The sequence below is a fragment of the Pseudomonas fluorescens genome (assembly GCF_018614655.1).
In the GTDB taxonomy this organism is placed as follows: Bacteria; Pseudomonadota; Gammaproteobacteria; order Pseudomonadales; family Pseudomonadaceae; genus Aquipseudomonas; species Aquipseudomonas fluorescens_BX.
In genome coordinates, this window is the sequence record NZ_JAGGOG010000016.1 from 343,705 (window position 1) to 363,757 (window position 20,053).

A 20,053-nucleotide genomic window follows, 5' to 3' on the forward strand; every position below is an offset into this window, starting at 1 on the left:
GTTTGGGCCTGCAAGGCACTGGATTGGAATGCGGAGAAATTAGATGAGTGCGCTCTACATGATTGTCGGCACCCTGGTTGCTCTGGGTGTGCTGGTCACTTTCCACGAATTCGGTCACTTCTGGGTGGCGCGTCGTTGCGGCGTCAAGGTATTGCGCTTTTCCGTCGGCTTCGGCATGCCGTTGCTGCGCTGGCACGACCGTCGTGGCACCGAGTTTGTGATCGCGGCCATTCCCTTGGGCGGCTACGTCAAGATGCTTGACGAGCGCGAAGGTGAAGTGCCGGCTGATCAACTGGACCAATCCTTTAACCGCAAGACCGTTCGTCAGCGTATCGCGATTGTTGCCGCTGGCCCCATCGCCAATTTCCTGCTGGCCCTGGTGTTCTTTTGGGTGCTGGCGATGTTGGGCAGTCAGCAGGTGCGTCCGGTCATCGGTGCGGTCGAGGCGGGCAGCATTGCAGCCAAGGCCGGCCTCAGCGCGGGCCAGGAAATTGTAGCTATAGACGGTGAGCCAACCACCGGTTGGGGGGCTGTCAATCTGCAGTTGGTACGTCGACTGGGTGAAAGCGGCATTGTGAAACTGGTGGTGCGCGAGCAGGATTCCACCGCCGAGACCCCGCGCGAGTTGACCCTGGACCATTGGCTCAAGGGGGCCGATGAGCCTGATCCGATCAAATCTCTGGGCATTCGTCCGTGGCGCCCGGCCTTGCCGCCGGTGCTGGCAGAGCTGGATCCCAAGGGGCCGGCCCAGGCCGCAGGTCTGAAAACCGGCGATCGCTTGTTGGCCCTTGATGGTCAGGCGCTGGACGACTGGCAGCAAGTGGTCGATCAGGTTCGTGTACGTCCTGATACCAAAATTGTGCTGAAAGTTGAGCGCGACGGTGCTCAAATCGACGTCCCCGTGACCCTTGCGGTTCGTGGAGAAGCCAAGGCGGCCGGGGGTTACCTGGGGGCCGGGGTGAAAGGTGTCGAATGGCCACCGTCGATGGTGCGAGAGGTCAGCTTCGGGCCATTGGCCGCAATTGGCGAGGGTGCTCGACGCACCTGGACCATGAGTGTGCTGACCCTCGATTCCCTCAAGAAAATGTTGTTCGGTGAGCTCTCGGTAAAAAACTTGAGTGGACCGATAACCATTGCTAAAGTGGCGGGCGCTTCTGCCCAGTCAGGCATGGCTGATTTCCTGAATTTCCTGGCTTATCTGAGTATTAGCCTGGGGGTTCTGAATTTGTTGCCCATTCCAGTATTGGATGGGGGGCATCTGTTGTTTTATCTGGTCGAGTGGGTGCGTGGTCGCCCCTTGTCGGATCGGGTGCAGGGTTGGGGGATACAGATCGGTATCAGTTTGGTGGTCGGAGTGATGTTGTTAGCTCTGGTCAACGATCTGGGACGACTGTAACGCTTCGCTGAATTGCGAATCTGCCGCATTTTGCGGCAGTTTGTTTATTGCCAGTTGGAATAAGAAAGGACTTCATGAAACGTCTGCTGCTAACTGCGGTTCTCACCGTATTGATGATCGCCGAAGTTCACGCCGAGTCCTTCACCATCTCCGATATTCGCGTCAACGGCCTCCAGCGGGTTTCCGCGGGTAGCGTCTTTGGTGCCTTGCCGTTGAACGTCGGGGAACAGGCTGATGACCGTCGCCTGGTGGAATCCACTCGTGCGCTGTTCAAAACCGGGTTCTTTCAAGACATCCAACTGGGTCGCGAAGGTAACGTCCTCGTCATCACCGTGGTCGAGCGACCTTCCGTCGCCAGTATCGAGATCGAAGGCAACAAGGCGATCTCCACTGAAGACTTGATGAAAGGCCTCAAGCAATCCGGCCTTGCCGAAGGCGAGATCTTCCAGCGTGCCACCCTTGAAGGCGTGCGTAACGAACTGCAACGCCAGTACGTTGCCCAGGGTCGTTACTCTGCTTCCGTGGAAACCGAAGTGGTGGCGCAGCCGCGCAACCGTGTCGGCTTGAAGGTCAAGATCAACGAAGGGACCGTGGCGGCCATCCAGCACATCAACGTGGTGGGTAACACCAAGTTTGCTGACGAAGACCTGATCGGCCTGTTCGAGCTCAAGACCACCAACTGGCTGTCGTTCTTCAAGAACGACGACAAGTACGCCCGTGAAAAACTCTCCGGTGACCTGGAGCGTCTGCGCTCCTACTATCTGGACCGTGGCTATATCAACATGGATATCGCTTCGACCCAGGTATCCATTACCCCGGACAAGAAGCACGTCTATATCACGGTCAACGTCAACGAAGGCGAGAAGTACCGCGTTCGTGACGTCAAGCTCAGCGGCGACTTGAAAGTGCCTGAAGACCAGGTCAAGTCCCTGTTGCTGGTGCAGAAAGACCAAGTGTTCTCGCGCAAGCTGATGACCACCACGTCCGAACTGATCACCCGCCGCCTGGGTAACGAGGGTTACACCTTCGCCAACGTCAACGGCGTGCCTACCCCGCACGATGATGACCACACCGTGGACGTCACCTTCGTTGTTGACCCTGGCAAGCGAGCCTACGTGAACCGCATCAACTTCCGTGGCAACACCAAGTCTGCGGACGAAGTGCTGCGTCGTGAGATGCGTCAGATGGAAGGTGGTTGGGCCTCGACTTACCTGATCGACCAGTCCAAGACCCGCCTTGAGCGCCTGGGCTTCTTCAAGGAAGTCAACGTCGAAACCCCAGCCGTACCGGGCGTTGATGACCAGGTCGACGTGAACTATGCCGTGGAAGAGCAAGCTTCCGGTTCGATCACCGCCAGTGTCGGTTTCGCACAGAGTGCCGGCCTGATCCTCGGTGGTTCGATCACCCAGAACAACTTCCTGGGTACCGGTAACAAGGTCAGCATTGGCTTGACCCGAAGCGAATACCAGAGTCGCTATAACTTCGGTTATGTCGACCCCTACTGGACAGCTGACGGTGTGAGCCTGGGCTACAACGCCTTCTATCGCACCACTGACTATAAAGACCTCGATGTCGACGTAGCAAGCTATGCAATCGACAGCCTGGGTGCGGGCGTCAACATCGGTTACCCGATCAGTGAGACCTCGCGTCTGACCTTCGGCCTGACCGCGCAACAGGATGAGATCAAGACGGGTGTTTACACCGTGGACGAGATCTTCAACTTTACGCGCAATGAAGGCGACAAGTTCCTGAACTTCAAGGCCTCGGCCGGCTGGTCGGAATCGACCTTGAATAAAGGTGTCCTGGCGACCCGTGGTCACTCCCAAAGCTTGACCCTGGAAGCCACCACTCCTGGCAGCGACCTGTCATTCTTCAAACTCGATTACCGTGGCCAGCTGTTCACGCCGTTGAGCGACAACTACACCATGCGCCTGCACACCGAACTGGGCTATGGCGACGGTTATGGCTCGACCAGTGGCTTGCCGTTCTATGAAAACTACTATGCTGGTGGTTTCAACTCGGTTCGTGGCTTCAAGGATAGTACCCTCGGGCCGCGTGGTACGCCGAGCCGTGGCGTGGGAGTGACCGGTAACCAGGGCACACAGCTGGACTCGGACGATGACCCGCTGCCATTCGGTGGTAACGTGCTGATTCAAGGTGGTGCGGAGATACTGTTCCCGCTGCCATTCGTCAAGGATCAACGTTCCCTGCGCACCTCGGTATTCTGGGATGTGGGTAACGTGTTCGACTCCAAGTGCGACCAGGTCACCAACCCAAGTGGAGTGAAGTCCAATACCCAGTGCAACGACGTCAGTCTCAGCAATCTGGCAAGTTCTGTGGGTGTGGGTGTGACCTGGGTGACGGCACTGGGCCCATTGAGCTTTGCTCTGGCCATGCCGATCAAGAAACCGGATAACGCTGAAACCCAGATCTTCCAATTCTCCCTCGGCCAGACTTTCTAAGCGTCTGACCCAAGATAACGACAACGGATTCTGTAGGAGTGCATCGTGCGTAAGTTGACTCAATTGGTTCTCCTGGCAACTGTCCTGGTAGCAACCCCGGCTTTTGCCGAAATGAAAATCGCCGTCCTGAACTATCAGATGGCCTTGTTGGAATCCGATGCGGCCAAGAAGTACGCCGTGGATGCCGAGAAGAAATTCGGTCCGCAACTGACCAAGCTCAAGACGCTGGAAAGCAGTGCCAAGGGCATCCAGGATCGTCTGGTTGCCGGTGGCGACAAGATGCAGACGGGCGAGCGCGAGCGTCTGGAGCTTGAATTCAAGCAAAAGGCCCGCGATTACCAGTTCCAGTCCAAGGAACTGAACGAAGCCAAGGCTGTTGCTGACCGCGAAATGCTCAAGCAGCTCAAGCCGAAACTCGACAGCGCTGTGGAAGAAGTCATCAAGAAAGGTGCCTTTGACCTGGTCTTCGAGCGTGGTGCTGTGATTGACGTCAAACCTCAGTACGACATCACCCGTCAGGTGATCGAGCGCATGAATCAGCTGAAGTAAACCATGACCGCGACCATCAAACTCGGCCAATTGGCCGAGTTCCTGGGAGCCACCTTGCGTGGTTCTCCGGAGAAAGAAATCACTGGGCTAGCCACCTTGCAGGAGGCTGGCCCAGCTCAGTTGAGCTTTCTGGCAAATCCCCAATACCGTAAGTTCCTGGGCGACAGCCAGGCCGCAGCTATATTGCTGAAGGCCGCTGATGCTGAAGGGTTTGCAGGGGATGCGTTGATCGTAGCCAACCCGTACCTGTCTTATGCGCGGGTATCGCACCTGTTTGATCCAAAACCCAAGGCGCCGGCCGGGATTCATCCCTCGGCGGTGATCGCTGATGACGCGCAGGTTGATCCCGCCGCGAGCATTGGCGCTTTTGTGGTGATCGAGAGTGGCGCGCGTGTCGCTGCCGGCGTGACGATAGGTGCACACTGCTTTATTGGTGCTCGCAGCGAAATCGGTGCAGGCGGTTGGCTCGCGCCTCGCGTGACCCTGTACCACGATGTGCGTATTGGCGAGCGTGTGGTGATTCAGTCCGGTGCCGTGATTGGCGGTGAAGGCTTCGGCTTCGCCACCGAGAAGGGTATTTGGCACAAGATTGCCCAGGTTGGCGGCGTGCTGATTGGTAATGATGTGGAAATTGGCGTCAACACTGCTGTTGATCGCGGTGCCTTGGCCGATACTGTTATCGGCAATGGTGTGAAGCTGGATAACCAGATTCAGATCGCCCACAACGTGCAGATTGGTGATCACACCGCCATGGCTGCCTGCGTGGGAATCTCCGGCAGCACCAAGATCGGCAAGCACTGCATGCTTGCAGGTGGTGTTGGACTGGTAGGTCATATCGAAATTTGCGACAACGTATTCATCACCGGAATGACCATGGTGACCCATTCGATTACCGAGCCTGGGTCTTATTCTTCCGGTACGGCCATGCAACCTGCGGCCGAATGGCGCAAGAGCGCGGCTCGTCTGAGGCAACTCGACGATATCGCTCGACGCCTGAAACATCTGGAAAAGCGTGTTGGGGACGTGACCCCTGGCGGTAATGCTTCATCAGATGGCTGATACCATTTCCATATCAAGTGTGCACAGCCGCTAGACTGCCTCCTTGATTTGCTAGAGGAGCGTGCCTTAGTCCGCGCGCCCCCAATCTTTATTACAGGCTTCCCCCCGAAATGATGGACATCAACGAGATTCGCGAATACCTGCCTCACCGTTACCCGTTCCTGCTGGTGGACCGTGTAGTGGAACTGAATGTTGAGGAAAAGCGCATTCGTGCCTACAAGAATGTCAGCATCAACGAACCGTTCTTTAATGGTCACTTCCCCGCGCATCCAATCATGCCGGGCGTGTTGATCATCGAGGCAATGGCCCAGGCTGCCGGTATCCTTGGTTTCAAAATGCTCGACCTGAAGCCTGCCGATGGCACGCTTTACTATTTCGTGGGCTCCGACAAGCTGCGTTTCCGCAACCCGGTTACCCCGGGTGACCAGTTGATCCTGGAAGCCAGGTTCGTGAGTTGCAAGCGCCAGATCTGGAAATTCGAATGCCAGGCTTCGGTCGATGGCAAACCTGTGTGCTCCGCTGAAATCATCTGCGCGGAACGCAAACTATGAGTTTGATTGACCCTCGAGCAATCATCGATCCGACGGCCATTCTGGCCGCCGACGTCGAGGTTGGCCCATGGTCGATCATCGGTGCAGGTGTGGAAATCGGCGAGGGAACAGTCATCGGGCCACACGTGATCCTCAAAGGCCCGACGCGGATTGGTAAACACAATCGCATCTACCAGTTTTCCTCGATAGGCGAAGACACGCCTGACATGAAGTACAAAGGCGAAGAGACACGTCTGGTAATCGGTGATCACAACATCATCCGTGAAGGCGTGACTATTCACCGCGGTACAGTCCAGGATCGCGCAGAAACCACACTGGGTGACCACAACCTGGTGATGGCCTACGCCCATATCGGGCATGACAGCGTGATCGGCAACCATTGCATCCTGGTCAACAACACGGCGTTGGCCGGGCATGTGCATGTTGATGATTGGGCGATTCTGTCCGGCTTTACCCTGGTTCACCAGTACTGCCATATTGGCGCCCACAGCTTTTCTGGTATGGGTACCGCTATTGGTAAGGACGTTCCGGCATTCGTTACGGTATTCGGCAATCCTGCGGAAGCCCGCAGCATGAACTTTGAGGGTATGCGCCGTCGTGGCTTCAGCGAGGACGCGATTCACGCCCTGCGCCGTGCCTACAAGGTGGTTTATCGCCAGGGACTGACAGTCGACCAGGCCCTGGCCGAGTTGGCTGAACCGGCGTCGCTGTATCCGGAAGTTGCGGTATTTCGTGACTCCATCCAGTCTTCGACTCGCGGCATCACCCGTTAATCATGGCCAGGTTACGTATTGCGTTGGTGGCCGGAGAGGCTTCTGGCGATATCCTGGGTGCGGGTCTGATGCGAGCACTCAAGGTTCAGCATCCGGCTGTCGAGTTTATCGGAGTTGGCGGGCCGCTGATGCAGGCCGAAGGCCTGACGTCCTACTTCCCTATGGAGCGCCTGTCAGTCATGGGGTTGGTGGAGGTGCTGGGGCGTTTGCGCGAACTGCTGGCTCGCCGCAAAAAATTGATCCAGACCCTGATCGAAGAAAAGCCCGACGTCTTTATCGGAATCGACGCTCCGGACTTCACGCTTAATATCGAACTAAAGCTGCGCCAGGCTGGTATCAAGACGGTGCATTACGTCAGCCCCTCCGTGTGGGCGTGGCGGCAGAAGCGTGTGCTGAAGATTCGCGAGGGCTGCGACCTGATGTTGACCCTGCTGCCATTCGAGGCCAGGTTCTACGAAGAGAAGGGCGTGCCGGTGCGGTTTGTCGGTCATACCCTGGCTGACACCATCCCACTGCAAGCTGATCGTGCCGCCGCTCGTGCCGAGTTGGGGTTGCCTGACGGTCCGCTGGTGGCGCTGATGCCGGGCAGTCGTGGTGGCGAAGTCGGTCGTCTCGGTGCGTTGTTCTTCGATGCGGCTGAGCGTCTGCAAGTCTTGAAACCCGGTGTGCGTTTCGTGCTGCCATGTGCCAGTCCTCAGCGTCGTGCACAAATCGAGGCGTTGCTGGTGGGGCGTAACCTGCCATTGACCCTGCTCGACGGCGGTTCACACCTGGCCTTGGCGGCTTGCGATGCGGTGTTGATTGCCTCCGGTACGGCGACCCTCGAGGCCTTGCTCTACAAGCGCCCGATGGTCGTGGCTTATCGCCTGGCACCACTGACCTACTGGATTCTCAAACGTATGGTCAAAAGCCCTTACATCTCCTTGCCCAATTTGTTGGCCCAGCGTCTGCTGGTGCCCGAGTTACTGCAGGATGATGCGACGCCTGATGCCTTGGCGCAGACCTTGCTCCCCTTGATTGACGGCGGCGAAGAGCAAACACAGGGTTTTGACGAAATTCACCGGACCTTGCGCCGCGATGCGTCAAACCAGGCCGCCGACGCGGTTCTGAGCCTGATTGGCCAAAAACAGGAAGCCCTATGAAGACGCAAATGGGCCTGGATTTCAGCTTGGTCGCCGAAGCTCATGAACTGGTTGCCGGCGTTGACGAAGTCGGCCGCGGTCCGCTTTGTGGGGCTGTCGTCACGGCTGCGGTGATTCTCGACCCGAGCCGCCCGATTCTCGGCCTCAACGATTCGAAGAAACTCACCGAGGCCCGTCGCGAAAAGCTCTATGACGAGATCTGCGAGAAAGCCCTGAGCTGGCACATCGCTCGGGCTGAAGTCGAAGAAATCGACGAGTTGAACATTCTCCATGCCACCATGCTGGCGATGCAGCGTGCCGTAGAGGGTCTGCACATCACCCCCAAAATGGCGATGATCGACGGCAACCGTTGCCCGAAACTGGCAATGCCGTCCGAAGCCGTGGTCAAGGGCGATAGCAAGGTACCCGCCATTGCTGCTGCATCAATCCTGGCCAAGGTCAGCCGCGATCGTGAAATGGCCGCCTTTGAATTGATCTACCCCGGCTATGGCATCGGCGGGCATAAAGGTTATCCGACACCCGTTCATCTGGAAGCCTTGGCTCGACTGGGCCCGACCCCGATTCATCGCCGCTCGTTTGCCCCGGTGCGCCTGGCTTACGAGGTGCGGGAGAGTCTCAGCGAGGTTTAGTCGCGAGGCTGATGTTTTGTTCAAGGCCCGGTACAATCCGGGCCTTGTTGTTTCCACGTATTAGACAGGATCACTATGCCGGCTTCATTCGTTCACCTGCGCCTGCACACTGAATACTCCCTGGTCGACGGCCTGGTACGGATCAAACCGCTGGTCAAAACCCTGGTGGGCATGAATATGCCGGCCGTGGCGGTCACCGATCAGAACAACATGTGTTCCCTGGTCAAGTTCTACAAGGCCGCCATGGGGGCCGGTATCAAGCCGATCTGCGGTGCCGATCTGTGGTTGTCGAACAAGGACCCGGATAACCCTCTGAGTCGCATCAGCCTGCTGGCGATGAACGGGGTCGGTTATCGCAACCTCACTGAACTGATTTCCCGTGGCTTTATTGATGGTCAGCGCAACGGCTCGGTCATCATCGAGCGCGAGTGGGTGGCCGAGGCCAGCGAAGGGCTGATCATGCTCTCGGCCGCCAAGGAAGGTGAAATCGGTATTGCACTGTTGGGCGGCAATCCTCACGAGGCTGAAGTGCTCGCCCGTGAATGGATGAGCGTCTTCCCTGACCGTTTCTACCTGGAAATCCAGCGCACCAATCGTCCCAATGACGAAGAGCAGTTGCACGCAGCAGTGGCCTTGGCTGAAAAACTGGGCGCGCCGTTGGTGGCGACCAACGACGTACGCTTTATCAAGCGGGAAGACTTCGAGGCCCACGAAACCCGTGTGTGCATTGGTGAAGGTCGGGCCCTTGATGATCCGCGTCGCTCGAAGAACTACAGCGAAGAGCAATACCTCAAGACGGCCGAGGAAATGGCCGAGCTGTTCAGTGACTTGCCCGAAGCGTTGGAAAACACCGTTGAAATTGCCAAGCGCTGCAATATTGAAGTGAAGCTGGGCAAACACTTCCTGCCCAACTTCCCGATTCCCGATGGCATGACCATCGATGAGTATTTCCGCAAAGTTTCTTTCGATGGTCTGGAAGAGCGTCTGACCGTTCTGCTACCCAAGGACACCACTGACGATTACGAGGCCAAGCGCCAGGTCTATGTCGATCGGCTGAATTTCGAGCTGGATATCATTATCCAGATGGGATTCCCCGGTTACTTCCTGATCGTAATGGACTTTATCCAGTGGGCCAAAAGCAACGGCGTGCCGGTGGGCCCGGGCCGGGGGTCGGGCGCTGGGTCGCTGGTGGCCTATGTGCAGAAGATCACCGACCTCGACCCGTTGGAATATGACCTGCTGTTCGAACGGTTCCTGAATCCGGAGCGGGTATCGATGCCCGACTTCGACGTCGACTTCTGCATGGACGGTCGCGACCGAGTCATTGAGTACGTGGCTGAGAAGTACGGCCGCAACGCCGTAAGTCAGATCATCACTTTTGGTTCCATGGCGGCGAAAGCGGTAATCCGCGACGTGGCCCGGGTTCAGGGCAAGTCCTATGGCCTGGCTGACCGTTTGTCGAAGATGATTCCCTTCGAAGTCGGCATGACCCTGGAAAAAGCCTACGAGCAGGAAGAGATCCTGCGGGACTTCATCAAGGTTGATGAAGAGGCGGCCGAAATCTGGGACATGGCCCGCAAGCTTGAAGGTGTGGTGCGTAACGTTGGTAAACACGCCGGTGGCGTGGTGATCGCGCCGACCAAGCTGACCGACTTTTCGCCGATCTATTGCGACGAGGAAGGTGACGGTCTGGTAACCCAGTTCGACAAGGACGACGTGGAGGCGGCCGGTCTGGTGAAGTTCGACTTCCTCGGCCTGCGAACCCTGACGATCATCGACTGGGCGCTGAAGACCATCAACCGCGAGCGCGCCAAGGTGGATGAGGCGCCGCTGGACATTGCCTTTATCCCGCTGGACGACAAACCGACGTACCAGTTGCTGCAAAAGGCCGAAACCACGGCTGTATTCCAGCTTGAGTCGCGCGGTATGAAAGAGCTGATCAAAAAGCTCAAGCCCGACTGCCTGGAAGACTTGATCGCACTGGTGGCCCTGTTCCGTCCGGGCCCGCTGCAATCGGGCATGGTGGATGACTTCATCAACCGTAAGCACGGTCGCGCCGAACTGGCGTACCCGCACTCCGATTACCAGTACGAAGGCCTCAAGCCAGTACTGGCGCCGACCTACGGCATCATTCTGTATCAGGAACAAGTGATGCAGATTGCCCAGGTCATGGCCGGTTACACCCTGGGTGGTGCGGACATGCTGCGTCGGGCCATGGGTAAGAAAAAACCCGAGGAAATGGCCAAGCAACGCGGCGGTTTCATTGAAGGTTGCGCCACGAACAATATCGACGCCGACCTGGCGGGTAACATCTTCGACCTGGTGGAGAAATTCGCCGGTTACGGGTTCAATAAATCCCACTCCGCCGCCTACGGCCTGGTGTCATACCAGACCGCTTGGTTGAAAGCCCACTACCCGGCGCCATTCATGGCCGCGGTACTGTCGGCGGATATGCACAACACCGACAAGGTCGTGACCTTGATCGAAGAAGTGCGGACCATGAAACTGCGCCTCGACGCGCCGGACGTGAACACTTCCGAGTTCAAGTTCACGGTGAACGACGAAGGTCGCATTATCTATGGTCTTGGTGCGATCAAGGGCGTGGGCGAAGGCCCGGTGGAGGCGATTACCGAAGCGCGTCAGGACGGACCGTTCCAGGACCTGTTCGACTTTTGCGCCCGGGTTGACCTCAAACGCATCAACAAACGTACCCTCGATGGCTTGATCCGCAGTGGCGCCCTGGATCGACTGGGTCCGTACTTCCATGATGAGCCAAAGGCTTATCAAGCCAATATTGACCGTAACCGTGCGGTGCTGCTGACGGCCATGGAAGAAGCGATCAAGGCGGCGGAGCAAACCGCTCGCACCCATGACAGTGGCCACGCTGACCTGTTTGGTGGTTTGTTCGTCGAAGAAGACGCTGATGTCTACGCCAATCACCGCAAGGCCAAGGAGCTGACCCTCAAGGAACGCCTCAAAGGCGAAAAGGACACCCTGGGCCTATACCTCACCGGTCACCCGATTGACGAATATGAAGGGGAAATCCGTCGTTTTGCCCGTCAACGCATCATCGACCTGAAGCCGGCGCGGGATACCCAGACCGTTGCGGGCATGATCATCGCCCTACGCGTCATGAAGAACAAAAAGGGCGATAAGATGGGCTTTATCACCCTTGACGATCGCTCCGGCCGCATTGAGGCGTCGCTGTTTGCCGACGCCTTTCATTCCGCTCAGTCGCTGTTGCAGACCGATGCCATGGTGGTGGTGGAAGGGGAGGTCAGCAATGATGACTTTTCCGGTGGCTTGCGTCTGCGGATCAAGCGGGTGATGAGCATGGAGGATGCACGCACCAACCTGGCGGAAAGCCTGCGCTTGAAAGTGCGCACTGAAGCGCTTAAAGGCGATCAGCTACGCTGGTTGGGGGATCTGCTCAAGCGCCATCGTGGTGCGTGCCCGGTGACCATGGAGTACACCGGCAACGATGCCAAGGCCATGCTGCAGTTCGGCGAGACCTGGCGCATTGACCCGGCGGATGGCTTGATTCAAGCATTGCGTGACCAGTTCGGGCGTGACAACGTCTTCCTCCAATACCGTTGACGGTCAGGGGCATGGACAATGCCCTGATCTCGACTAAACATTTAATCTCGACCTTGACGCGCCTCTCCCTTAAGGTGGGCGCGAATAGACAACCGGCTGGCCAGGCACCCCTTGGCCGTCGACCCAAGACGGACGCTTATGAACCCGAATTTTCTTGATTTCGAACAGCCGATTGCTGACCTGCAAGCCAAGATCGAAGAGCTGCGCCTGGTCGGCAATGACAATTCGCTGAACATCGGCGATGAAATCTCCCGCCTGCAAGACAAGAGCAAGACGCTGACCGAGGACATCTTCGGCAAGCTGACCAGTTGGCAGATCGCGCGTCTGGCCCGCCACCCGCGCCGTCCGTACACCCTGGACTACATCCAGCACATCTTCACCGAGTTCGACGAGTTGCACGGCGACCGTCACTTCTCCGATGACGCTGCCATTGTGGGTGGTATTGCTCGTCTGGATGACCAGCCAGTGATGATCATCGGTCACCAGAAAGGCCGTGAAGTACGCGAGAAGGTTCGCCGCAACTTCGGCATGCCTCGTCCGGAAGGCTACCGCAAGGCCTGCCGCCTGATGGAAATGGCCGAGCGCTTCAAGATGCCGATCCTGACCTTCATCGACACTCCGGGTGCATACCCAGGTATCGACGCTGAAGAGCGTAACCAGAGCGAAGCGATTGCCTGGAACCTGCGGGTCATGTCGCGCCTGAAAACCCCGATCATTGCTACTGTGATCGGTGAGGGTGGTTCCGGCGGTGCATTGGCCATCGGCGTTTGCGACCAACTGAACATGCTGCAATATTCGACCTACGCGGTGATTTCGCCGGAAGGTTGCGCCTCGATCCTGTGGAAAACCGCCGAGAAGGCCCCGGATGCCGCTGAAGCCATGGGCATCACCGCTGATCGTCTGAAAGGCCTGGGCATCGTGGACAAAGTGATCGCCGAGCCATTGGGTGGCGCCCACCGTGACCCGGCTGCCGCTGCAGCGACCATTCGAGCAGAACTCAGCTCGCAACTGGCAATGCTCAAGAAGTTCGACAACGAGGCGCTGCTGGCCCGTCGTTATGAGCGCTTGATGAGCTACGGTCTCTAAGTCGACGCAGTACTAAAATGTGGGAGCGGGCTTGCTCGCGAGAGCGGTATATCAGTCAATATTTCAGTGACTGACACCACGCTTTCGCGAGCAAGCCCGCTCCCACATTTGCTTTGTGTATGCTGGGTTATCGCATTCCAGATTGATGGCGTACTTTGCTATGAAGCCCACCTTAACCGCCAAAATCCTGCAAACCCTGGCTCCCTGGCGCAACGCCCCGGCCTGGCATATCGCATTCTCCGGTGGCCTTGACTCCACCGTCCTGTTGCATCTTCTGGCCACTCTGGCCAAAACCGAATCGCTCCCGCCACTCAGCGCTATCCACGTTCATCATGGTCTTCAGTCTGCGGCTGATGCGTGGCCGGCCCATTGTCAGGTCGTCTGTGACCGCTTGGATGTTCCGCTGAAGATCGTGCGTGTGCAGGTTCAGCCTGGCGCCAGCATTGAGCGCGCGGCCCGTGAAGCGCGATATCAGGCGTTGGCCCAGCTCACTGGGGCAGGGGAGCTGCTGCTCACCGGCCAGCACCGTGACGACCAGGCTGAAACCATGCTGTTTCGCTTGTTGCGTGGAGCAGGGGTGCGCGGACTGGCCGCCATGCCCAGGCAGCGCCCGTTGGGCGATGGTTGCCTGCTACGGCCATTGCTGGATATCTCGCGGGCCGAACTGGAAACCTACGCCCGCGAGCAGCAGTTGACCTGGATTGAAGATCCTTCCAACGCTGACGGGCGCTTCTCGCGCAATTACCTGCGCCATCATGTGCTCCCGCTGCTGACCGATCGCTGGCCCCAGGCCGTCGGTACCCTGGCCCGCAGCGCCGAGCACCTGAGTGAAGCCCAGGGCTTGCTCGATGAGTTGGCGCAAATGGACCTGCTGGTCGCCAGCCAGCCTTCGGCGTTTCCCTGGTTGCCTCTGCCGTCCTTATCCCTTGCAGCGCTCTGTGCGCTCTCTGAAGCCCGTCAGCGCAACGCTTTGCGGCACTGGCTGGCACCGCTGACGCGTCTGCCCGACAGCGACCACTGGGCGGGTTGGAACACATTGCGCGATGCCAAGAGCGATGCGCAGCCGCTGTGGTGCCTGGCCGACGGCCAATTGCACCGTTGCGGCGGATATATCTGGTGGTTGCCTGCCAGTTGGTCGGAATTTTCCGGCGCTCCCTTGAGCTGGTCCCAGCCCGAAAACCCACTACAGTTACCCGGCAACGGTCATCTGTATTTCGGCGGCAGCCCGCCCGCGGGTTTACTGAGCATCCGCTACCGTCAGGGCGGCGAAATCATGGACGTGCCAGGCCGAGGCCGGCGCGATCTTAAGCGTTTGCTTAACGAAAGCGGTTTGCCGGGCTTTGTCCGTGGCAGATTGCCGCTGGTGTATCAGGGCCAGCAATTGCTGGCAGTGCCCAACCTGCCGGGGCTGGCGGCAGATGCCCGTGGTGACTGGCAATTACATTGGATGCCAGCAACCTGCGATCAAGGTTTGAGCTGATAGCGCCTTTCCGGTAGACTACGCTCCCTTCTTGATACAACTTCTGTGGATTCGCCTGAATCGCAGCAGTTGCCGATTACCAAGCAGTCTTTGCTGGGCGATTCCAAAAAATGTGTAGCGATCAACGTACCAGTGTTTCATTGCTGGTCTGTCACAACGCGGCGGTTTTTTCGAAAGGTGCACTGTGATTAATGCAGGTGATCGGGGGCTTCGGCCTTCCTTCGCTTTCCCCGGCGGCTCGGACCGCTTTAACGCAGACTTCTAGGGTTTTTCATGACGCGCTACATATTCGTCACGGGCGGTGTTGTTTCTTCATTGGGGAAAGGCATTGCCTCCGCTTCATTGGCGGCCATCCTGGAGGCGCGGGGACTTAAAGTCACCATGCTCAAGCTGGACCCGTACATCAACGTTGACCCGGGCACCATGAGCCCGTTCCAGCACGGTGAAGTGTTCGTCACCCACGACGGCGCCGAAACTGACCTGGACCTGGGCCACTACGAGCGGTTTATCCGCACGACCATGACCCAGAACAACAACTTCACCACCGGCCGTGTCTACGAGCACGTGCTGCGCAAGGAGCGCCGTGGTGACTACCTGGGTGCAACCATCCAGGTGATCCCGCATATCACCGACGAAATCAAGCGCCGGATCATCAAGGGCGCCGGCGATGCCGACGTGGCCATGGTCGAGATCGGTGGCACCGTGGGTGACATCGAATCCCAGCCGTTCCTTGAAGCCATCCGTCAGTTGCGCTTCGAAGTCGGCGCCAAGCGCGCGATGTTGATGCACCTGACCCTGGTGCCGTACATCGCCACCGCCGGCGAAACCAAAACCAAGCCTACCCAGCACTCGGTCAAGGAACTGCGTTCCATCGGCCTGCAGCCGGATGTACTGGTGTGCCGCTCGGATCACCCGATCGATATTTCCTCGCGTCGCAAGATCGCCCAGTTCACCAACGTTGAAGAGCGTGCGGTGATCGCCCTGGAAGACGCCGACACCATCTACAAGATCCCGGGCATCCTGCATTCCCAGGGCCTGGATGATTTTGTCGTCGAGCGTTTCGGCCTGCAGTGCGGCGGTGCCGATCTGTCCGAGTGGGAAGCCGTGGTCGACGCCAAGCTCAACCCTGAGCATGAAGTCACCATCGCCATGGTCGGCAAGTACATGGAGCTGCTGGACGCCTACAAGTCGCTGATCGAAGCGATGAGTCACGCCGGCATCAGCAACCGCACCAAGGTCAACCTGCGCTATATCGATTCCGAAGACATCGAGAATCAGGGCACTGCGCTGCTCGAAGGTGTGGACGCGATCCTGGTGCCAGGCGGCTTCGGTCTGCGTGGCGTGGAAGGCAAGATCACTGCTGTTCAGTACGCTCGTGAAAACAAGGTGCCGTACTTGGGCATCTGTCTGGGCATGCAAGTGGCGGTCATCGAGTTCGCCCGTAACGTGATGGGCTGGAAAGACGCCAACTCCACCGAATTCGACCACACCAGTGCTCACCCGGTCGTGGGCCTGATCACCGAGTGGGAAGACGCCACCGGCGCGGTCGAGACCCGTACCGAAACCTCCGACCTGGGCGGCACCATGCGCCTTGGCGCGCAGGATTGCCTGCTGACGCCGGGCTCCCTGGTTCATGATTGCTACGGCAAGGACGTGATCGTCGAACGTCACCGTCATCGCTACGAAGTGAACAACAACTTGCTGCCGAAAATCATGGAGGCCGGCCTGAAAATCTCCGGTCGTTCCGGTGATGGTGCATTGGTTGAAGTGGTTGAAGCCCCGGATCATCCATGGTTCGTCGCTTGCCAGTTCCACCCTGAGTTCACCTCGACCCCGCGCGACGGTCACCCGTTGTTCAGCGGCTTCGTCAAAGCTGCACTGACGCAACATCAGAAGAAGGCGTAAACCTGATGGCCCAGAAGATCATTCGCGTAGGCGATATCGAGATTGCCAACGACAAGCCCATGGTGCTGTTCGGCGGCATGAACGTGCTGGAAAGCCGCGACATGGCGATGCAGGTCTGTGAAGAGTACGTCAAGGTGACCGAGAAACTCGGGATCCCTTACGTGTTCAAGGCCAGCTTCGACAAGGCTAACCGCTCGTCCGTGACCTCCTATCGCGGCCCGGGCCTTGAAGAAGGCATGCGGATCTTCCAGGACATCAAGCAAGCCTTCGGCGTGCCAATCATCACCGACGTCCACGAGCCAGAACAGGCTGCCGTGGTCGCCGAGGTGTGCGACATCATCCAGTTGCCGGCCTTCCTGTCGCGCCAGACCGATCTGGTTGTCGCGATGGCCAAGACGGGGGCGGTGATCAACATCAAGAAAGCCCAGTTCCTCGCGCCCCAGGAAATGAAACACATCCTGAGCAAGTGCGTGGAAGCAGGTAACGACCAGTTGATCCTCTGCGAGCGTGGTTCGAGCTTCGGCTACAACAACCTCGTGGTGGACATGCTCGGTTTTGGCATCATGAAACAGTTCGAATACCCGGTATTCTTCGACGTGACCCATGCGCTGCAAATGCCCGGCGGTCGCGCCGATTCCGCCGGTGGCCGTCGTGCCCAGGTATTGGATCTTGCCAAGGCTGGCATGAGCCAGTCACTGGCAGGCCTGTTCCTGGAGGCTCATCCAGACCCGGATAATGCCAAATGCGATGGTCCATGTGCCTTGCGCCTGGACAAGCTGGAACCATTTTTGGCCCAGCTCAAGCAGTTGGACGACTTGGTCAAGAGTTTTCCGACAGTAGAGACCGCGTAACACCGATTTCTCCGGTAAACTTCCCCACGCTTATCGCTCAGGCCCCCGGGCCTGAGCCTTGTCGCCTGCAAGCCTGCCTCGTTGTTCCACCCTTGCGGTCGGTCAAAAGATTTCCTACAGCTGCGTCGTTTTCGTCAACTTTGGAGTGTTTACAACAATGGCAAAAATCGTCGACATCAAAGGTCGTGAAGTTCTCGACTCCCGTGGCAACCCCACCGTCGAAGCCGACGTGCTTCTCGATAACGGCATCATCGGCAGCGCTTGCGCGCCGTCCGGTGCTTCCACCGGTTCCCGTGAAGCACTGGAGCTGCGTGATGGCGACAAGAGCCGTTACCTGGGCAAGGGCGTGCTCAAGGCTGTAGCCAACATCAACGGGCCGATCCGTGACCTGCTGCTGGGCAAGGATCCCCTGGACCAGAAAGCCCTTGATCACGCGATGATCAAGCTCGACGGTACTGAAAACAAAGCGACCCTGGGTGCCAACGCCATCCTCGCCGTGTCCCTGGCTGCCGCCAAGGCTGCCGCACAGGACCAGGACCTGCCGCTGTACGCGCACATCGCCAACCTGAACGGTACCCCGGGTGTCTACTCGATGCCGGTTCCGATGATGAACATCATCAACGGTGGCGAGCACGCCGATAACAACGTCGACATCCAGGAATTCATGGTACAGCCGGTTGGCGCCAAGACCTTCTCCGAAGGCCTGCGCATGGGCACCGAGATTTTCCATCACCTCAAGGCTGTGCTGAAGGCCCGTGGCCTGAGCACTGCGGTGGGCGACGAAGGTGGTTTCGCACCGAACCTGGCGTCCAACGAAGATGCACTGAAAGTGATCTCCGAAGCCGTGGCCAACGCTGGCTACAAACTGGGCACCGACGTGACCCTGGCCCTGGACTGCGCGGCCAGCGAATTCTACGAAGACGGCAAGTACAACCTGTCCGGTGAAGGCCACGTATTCACCTCCGAAGGTTTTGCCGACTACCTGAAAGGCTTGTGCGAACGCTACCCGATCATCTCCGTTGAAGATGGCCTGGACGAGTCCGACTGGGCCGGCTGGAAAGTCCTTACCGACAAGATCGGCGAGAAAATCCAATTGGTAGGCGACGACCTGTTCGTGACCAACACCAAGATCCTGAAAGAAGGCATCGACAAAAAGATCGCCAACTCGATCCTGATCAAGTTCAACCAGATCGGTACCCTGACCGAAACCCTGGAAGCGATCCAGATGGCCAAGGCTGCGGGTTACACTGCCGTGATCTCCCACCGCTCCGGCGAAACCGAAGATTCGACCATTGCCGACCTGGCCGTGGGCACTTCGGCTGGCCAGATCAAGACGGGCTCCCTGTGCCGCTCCGACCGTGTATCCAAGTACAACCAATTGCTGCGTATCGAAGAGCAACTGGGCGGTAAAGCCAAGTACAACGGTCGTAGCGAGTTTCGCGGCTGAGTAGTTGATGGTAAAAAGACAGCAGGTTGTGTCGGAAAATTTACTGAAAGGTGAATTTTCCCACTAATCTGATGCCTATCAAGCACAAGCCTGGATTTTCCAGGCTTCGTGCTATCAGTTACGCCAAAAGTGTTTGCATGGCTGTCTTTTTTCACTGGATACCCGATATTCGATGCGCAGTCCCAATTGGTTGTTCCTCGTCTTGCTCTTGCTGCTGGCTGGCCTGCAATACCGCCTATGGGTGGGAAATGGCAGCTTGGCGCAGGTAAAGGACCTGACCCAGCAAATTGCTGACCAGCACGCCGAAAACGAGCGTCTGCTGGAGCGCAACCGCGTGCTCGATGCGGAAGTGCTTGAGTTGAAAAAAGGTACGGAGACCGTTGAAGAACGGGCTCGTCATGAACTGGGCATGGTCAAGGAGGGCGAGACCCTCTACCAGTTGGCCCAATGATCAGCAGCTTGCCGGCCTTCTGGGCCGTGATTCCTGCCGCGGGCGTCGGTGCCCGTATGGCTGCGGACCGTCCCAAGCAATATTTGCAACTGGGCGGGCGCACTATTCTCGAACACAGCCTTGGCTGTTTTCTCGACCATCCTGACCTCAAGGGGTTGGTGGTCAGTCTTGCTATCGATGATCCGTATTGGCCTGGCCTGGCATGTGCTGGCGACCCGCGTATTCAGCGGGTGGACGGCGGCGCGGAGCGTTCCGGCTCTGTGCTCAATGCACTGCTGCACTTGCATGAGCAAGGGGCCAACGATGATGACTGGGTGCTGGTGCATGATGCGGCGCGTCCCAATCTGAGTCGCGATGATTTGGACAAGTTGTTGGCAGCGCTGGCGGATGATCCGGTAGGTGGTTTGCTGGCGGTGCCGGCCCGCGACACCCTCAAGCGGGTCGACAGGCATGGGCGCGTGGTGGAAACCGTTGATCGCAGCCTGATCTGGCAGGCTTACACGCCCCAGATGTTCCGTTTGGGTGCCTTGCATCGGGCTTTGGCCGACAGCCTGGTGGCCGATGCCGTGATCACTGATGAAGCGTCCGCCATGGAGTGGTCCGGCCAGGCGCCGCGCCTGATTGAGGGGCGTTCGGACAATATCAAGGTGACTCGGCCTGAAGATCTCGAATGGC

Annotated in this window: 16 protein-coding genes; all 16 read left to right on the forward strand. The window is 58.1% G+C overall.

Annotated features, from left to right (window positions below; genetic code table 11):
* Positions 1-43 precede the first annotated feature (43 nt).
* Entirely contained in the window at positions 44-1,396 is a 1,353-nt protein-coding gene (gene rseP, locus J7E41_RS17550; RefSeq protein ID WP_214994661.1) for a sigma E protease regulator RseP, read from the forward strand.
* Positions 1,397-1,470: 74 nt separating this feature from the next.
* Positions 1,471-3,858, forward strand: coding sequence for an outer membrane protein assembly factor BamA (bamA, locus tag J7E41_RS17555; RefSeq protein ID WP_214994663.1), 2,388 nt, complete (start codon positions 1,471-1,473; stop codon positions 3,856-3,858).
* Positions 3,859-3,903: 45 nt separating this feature from the next.
* Entirely contained in the window at positions 3,904-4,407 is a 504-nt protein-coding gene (locus J7E41_RS17560) for an OmpH family outer membrane protein (RefSeq protein WP_105520585.1), read from the forward strand.
* A gap of 3 nt (positions 4,408-4,410) precedes the next feature.
* Positions 4,411-5,466, forward strand: a complete 1,056-nt coding sequence (gene lpxD, locus J7E41_RS17565; RefSeq protein ID WP_214994665.1) for a UDP-3-O-(3-hydroxymyristoyl)glucosamine N-acyltransferase — start codon at positions 4,411-4,413, stop codon at positions 5,464-5,466.
* A gap of 110 nt (positions 5,467-5,576) precedes the next feature.
* Positions 5,577-6,017 (forward strand): 3-hydroxyacyl-ACP dehydratase FabZ, encoded by a 441-nt coding sequence (gene fabZ / locus J7E41_RS17570; RefSeq protein WP_169353202.1) that lies wholly within the window; start codon positions 5,577-5,579, stop codon positions 6,015-6,017.
* Entirely contained in the window at positions 6,014-6,790 is a 777-nt protein-coding gene (gene lpxA / locus J7E41_RS17575; protein ID WP_214994667.1) for an acyl-ACP--UDP-N-acetylglucosamine O-acyltransferase, read from the forward strand. Before fabZ ends, lpxA begins: the two co-directional genes overlap by 4 nt.
* Before the next feature lie 2 nt (positions 6,791-6,792).
* On the forward strand, positions 6,793-7,932 hold the full coding sequence (gene lpxB, locus J7E41_RS17580) for a lipid-A-disaccharide synthase (RefSeq protein ID WP_251029542.1): 1,140 nt from the start codon (positions 6,793-6,795) through the stop codon (positions 7,930-7,932).
* Positions 7,929-8,561, forward strand: coding sequence for a ribonuclease HII (gene rnhB / locus J7E41_RS17585; protein WP_214994669.1), 633 nt, complete (start codon positions 7,929-7,931; stop codon positions 8,559-8,561). The genes lpxB and rnhB overlap by 4 nt, the downstream gene beginning before the upstream one ends.
* A gap of 75 nt (positions 8,562-8,636) precedes the next feature.
* The gene (dnaE, locus tag J7E41_RS17590) at positions 8,637-12,158 is read left to right on the forward strand and encodes a DNA polymerase III subunit alpha (RefSeq protein WP_214994671.1); all 3,522 of its coding nucleotides are present in this window, start codon (positions 8,637-8,639) and stop codon (positions 12,156-12,158) included.
* A 138-nt stretch (positions 12,159-12,296) separates the two neighbouring features.
* On the forward strand, positions 12,297-13,244 hold the full coding sequence (locus J7E41_RS17595) for an acetyl-CoA carboxylase carboxyltransferase subunit alpha (protein WP_214994673.1): 948 nt from the start codon (positions 12,297-12,299) through the stop codon (positions 13,242-13,244).
* Positions 13,245-13,404: 160 nt separating this feature from the next.
* Positions 13,405-14,724 carry a tRNA lysidine(34) synthetase TilS gene (tilS, locus tag J7E41_RS17600; RefSeq protein WP_214994674.1) on the forward strand — a complete coding sequence of 440 codons (1,320 nt, stop codon included), beginning with the start codon at positions 13,405-13,407 and terminating at the stop codon, positions 14,722-14,724.
* A gap of 273 nt (positions 14,725-14,997) precedes the next feature.
* Positions 14,998-16,629, forward strand: coding sequence for a CTP synthase (locus J7E41_RS17605; RefSeq protein WP_214994675.1), 1,632 nt, complete (start codon positions 14,998-15,000; stop codon positions 16,627-16,629).
* A gap of 5 nt (positions 16,630-16,634) precedes the next feature.
* Positions 16,635-17,480, forward strand: coding sequence for a 3-deoxy-8-phosphooctulonate synthase (kdsA, locus tag J7E41_RS17610; protein WP_214994676.1), 846 nt, complete (start codon positions 16,635-16,637; stop codon positions 17,478-17,480).
* A gap of 157 nt (positions 17,481-17,637) precedes the next feature.
* Complete coding sequence (gene eno, locus J7E41_RS17615; protein WP_155581604.1) at positions 17,638-18,927, forward strand: phosphopyruvate hydratase; 1,290 nt, start codon at positions 17,638-17,640, stop codon at positions 18,925-18,927.
* Positions 18,928-19,099: 172 nt separating this feature from the next.
* Positions 19,100-19,378, forward strand: a complete 279-nt coding sequence (gene ftsB, locus J7E41_RS17620; protein ID WP_169353212.1) for a cell division protein FtsB — start codon at positions 19,100-19,102, stop codon at positions 19,376-19,378.
* A partial coding sequence (ispD, locus tag J7E41_RS17625; RefSeq protein WP_214994677.1) for a 2-C-methyl-D-erythritol 4-phosphate cytidylyltransferase occupies positions 19,375-20,053 on the forward strand: 679 nt, incomplete at its 3' end. The genes ftsB and ispD, both read left to right, overlap by 4 nt.

What these genes read in the sequence shown, in the direction of transcription:
- rseP (WP_214994661.1), top strand. Translation starts at nt 44, where the DNA reads ATGAGTGCGCTCTACATGATTGTCGGCACCCTGGTTGCTCTGGGTGTG.
- bamA (WP_214994663.1), top strand. Translation starts at nt 1,471, where the DNA reads ATGAAACGTCTGCTGCTAACTGCGGTTCTCACCGTATTGATGATCGCC.
- lpxD (WP_214994665.1), top strand. Translation starts at nt 4,411, where the DNA reads ATGACCGCGACCATCAAACTCGGCCAATTGGCCGAGTTCCTGGGAGCC.
- fabZ (WP_169353202.1), top strand. Translation starts at nt 5,577, where the DNA reads ATGATGGACATCAACGAGATTCGCGAATACCTGCCTCACCGTTACCCG.
- lpxA (WP_214994667.1), top strand. Translation starts at nt 6,014, where the DNA reads ATGAGTTTGATTGACCCTCGAGCAATCATCGATCCGACGGCCATTCTG.
- lpxB (WP_251029542.1), top strand. Translation starts at nt 6,793, where the DNA reads ATGGCCAGGTTACGTATTGCGTTGGTGGCCGGAGAGGCTTCTGGCGAT.
- rnhB (WP_214994669.1), top strand. Translation starts at nt 7,929, where the DNA reads ATGAAGACGCAAATGGGCCTGGATTTCAGCTTGGTCGCCGAAGCTCAT.
- dnaE (WP_214994671.1), top strand. Translation starts at nt 8,637, where the DNA reads ATGCCGGCTTCATTCGTTCACCTGCGCCTGCACACTGAATACTCCCTG.
- J7E41_RS17595 (WP_214994673.1), top strand. Translation starts at nt 12,297, where the DNA reads ATGAACCCGAATTTTCTTGATTTCGAACAGCCGATTGCTGACCTGCAA.
- tilS (WP_214994674.1), top strand. Translation starts at nt 13,405, where the DNA reads ATGAAGCCCACCTTAACCGCCAAAATCCTGCAAACCCTGGCTCCCTGG.
- J7E41_RS17605 (WP_214994675.1), top strand. Translation starts at nt 14,998, where the DNA reads ATGACGCGCTACATATTCGTCACGGGCGGTGTTGTTTCTTCATTGGGG.
- kdsA (WP_214994676.1), top strand. Translation starts at nt 16,635, where the DNA reads ATGGCCCAGAAGATCATTCGCGTAGGCGATATCGAGATTGCCAACGAC.
- eno (WP_155581604.1), top strand. Translation starts at nt 17,638, where the DNA reads ATGGCAAAAATCGTCGACATCAAAGGTCGTGAAGTTCTCGACTCCCGT.
- ftsB (WP_169353212.1), top strand. Translation starts at nt 19,100, where the DNA reads ATGCGCAGTCCCAATTGGTTGTTCCTCGTCTTGCTCTTGCTGCTGGCT.